Genomic DNA, 2,250 nt, shown 5'->3' on the forward strand with positions numbered 1-2,250 from the left:
ATCAGCAGACAAGGTTAAGTGTCCAACAAGCTTGGAGCCAAACCAGGTGAGAGGGCTAGGGCAAGAATGCTAAGGACAACGCAAGTGAATCCTTGATGAGGCTTCGTTAATTATGACTCTCGAAATGGCTGATACGAGAGTGTTGGGGCATTTGGGAATCGGTAGCGTCTAAATATCGATGGAGAACACCCCGCCCCCGGAGTAGAGAGGAGTCCTAAAGCAATCGCATCTCCACCCCGTGCGAAACGAGGAAACCCCGATAGAGTCCTGAAGTCACAAACACATTTCAGGTAAGCCACGGGCAACCGGAGCCGAATGCTCTAGCGGGAACAGGATGACCCAAGAAGCGAAAGCCATCCGCCGAAAGGCAAGCGGAATCGATAACGCGATGGATAGGGCAAATGCCTGACCTGAAAGGGTGCTGACGTGGGACAGGTGATCTCCAGAAGCAACGTTGAGAAGAAACTGAACGCTGAGGGAAAAGTTAGGTGCAGACCCAGTTTGTAAACGAAACCCAGCGCACGACCGATTGGCAAAGCGTCAACTGGCGCAAAGCAAACCGGGTCGTGAAGAATCTGAGACAACGCATCTTCCGAGCTACTCGGTGTGAAGACTGGAAACGAGTGAGAAACCTGCAACGGTTACTGCTCAAAAGCTACTCCAACGTTCTCCTTGCCGTGCGTCGAGTCACCCAGATTAATGCAGGAAAGAACACACCGGGCATCGACAAGATGCTGGTGAAAACGGGACCTGCAAAAGGCAAGTTGGTGGATTTGCTCAAGCCGCAAAACGCTTGGCAACCACTAGCCGCAAGACGGGTACAGATTCCGAAACGCAACGGCAAACGTCGCCCGCTGGGAATCCCCAGCATCATCGACCGCTGTTTACAAGCGGTGGTGAAAGCGGCATTAGAACCGTGTTGGGAAGCTCAATTTGAACCCACCAGTTATGGGTTTCGTCCCAGTCGCAGTGTACATGATGCCATTGCTCGCCTCTATGTCACCGCCAATGTGAACAATCGCAAGAAGTGGGTTCTAGAGGCGGACATCGCAGGATGTTTTGACACCATTGATCATGACTTCTTGTTGCAGCAAATCGGGCACTTTCCCGCTCGTCGGGTGATTGCCCAATGGCTCAAAGCAGGATACGTGGAAAATGGCATCTTTCATCCCTCCGAAGCAGGCACTCCCCAAGGCGGCATTCTTTCTCCGCTCTTGGCGAACATTGCGCTGCATGGCATGGAAACCGCACTGGGAATCACGCGCTATGCTCAAGGCTGTGTGAAAAGAACGGTGAAACGAGTGCTGGTTCGCTATGCCGACGACTGTGTGGTGGTCTGTGACAGCCAAGTCGAGGCAGAGCAAGCCCAAGTTGACCTTCAACGCTTCCTCAAGTTCAGAGGGTTGGAACTATCCGAGGAGAAAACTCGCATTGTCCATCTATCGGAAGGATTTGACTTTTTAAGCTTCAATGTCCGGCATTATCGGAGCCAAAACACTCGCACAGGATGGAAACTGCTGATTAAGCCTGCAAAACAAAGCGTGGCAGCCTTTCGAGAGAAACTGCGTGCCACCTTTAAGCGACTTCATGGCAGCAATGCCCGGTGTCTGATCAAAGTCCTCAACCCGATTCTGCGCGGTTGGGCAAACTACTACCGAAACGCAGTCAGTTCAGAGGTGTTTCAACACTTGGAACACTACGTCTTCTGGAAGCTCAGGCGCTGGATTAGCAAAACCCATCCCAACAAGTCCTTCGGCTGGCGTGACCATCGTTACTGGGCGCACCATCCTGCCTACCCCGGCAGTCAATGGAACTTTGTGGATAAAGACACGGGCATGGTTCTCTATCGCATCGGCTATACCCGGATTCAACGGCACACCTTAATTCGAGGAGATGCCAGCCCGGATAATCCTGAACTCAAAGACTACTTTGAGCAACGGACAAAACAGTCAAGGCAGATCGGGGAGTACCCAAAAGCGGTGCAACGGGTCATCCAGCATCAGCAAGCCCAGTGTCCGAACTGTGGACAATCGCTCTTCAATGCCGAGGATATCCACATTCATCACCACGTCCCACGTCAACAAGGTGGAACCAATCACACGTCTAATCTCGTTGCAGTACACCTCGTGTGTCATGCACAATTACATCGGTAGGCTATAGAGATTGCTTGAGCCGTGTACAGTGAAAGTTGTAAGCACGGTTCTGAGGGGAGGGAGGGAGATATATCTAAAACTCACTCCTTTACCCGAC

Annotated in this window: 1 protein-coding gene; it reads left to right on the forward strand. The window is 52.0% G+C overall.

The features are described from left to right. Positions 1–488: 488 nt before the first annotated feature. Positions 489–2,153 carry a group II intron reverse transcriptase/maturase gene (gene ltrA / locus BRW63_RS26865; RefSeq protein ID WP_073075362.1) on the forward strand — a complete coding sequence of 555 codons (1,665 nt, stop codon included), beginning with the start codon at positions 489–491 and terminating at the stop codon, positions 2,151–2,153. The last annotated feature ends 97 nt before the right edge of the window (positions 2,154–2,250 follow it).

The sequence above is a fragment of the Phormidesmis priestleyi ULC007 genome, from assembly GCF_001895925.1.
Taxonomy (GTDB): Bacteria; Cyanobacteriota; Cyanobacteriia; order Leptolyngbyales; family Leptolyngbyaceae; genus Phormidesmis_A; species Phormidesmis_A priestleyi_A.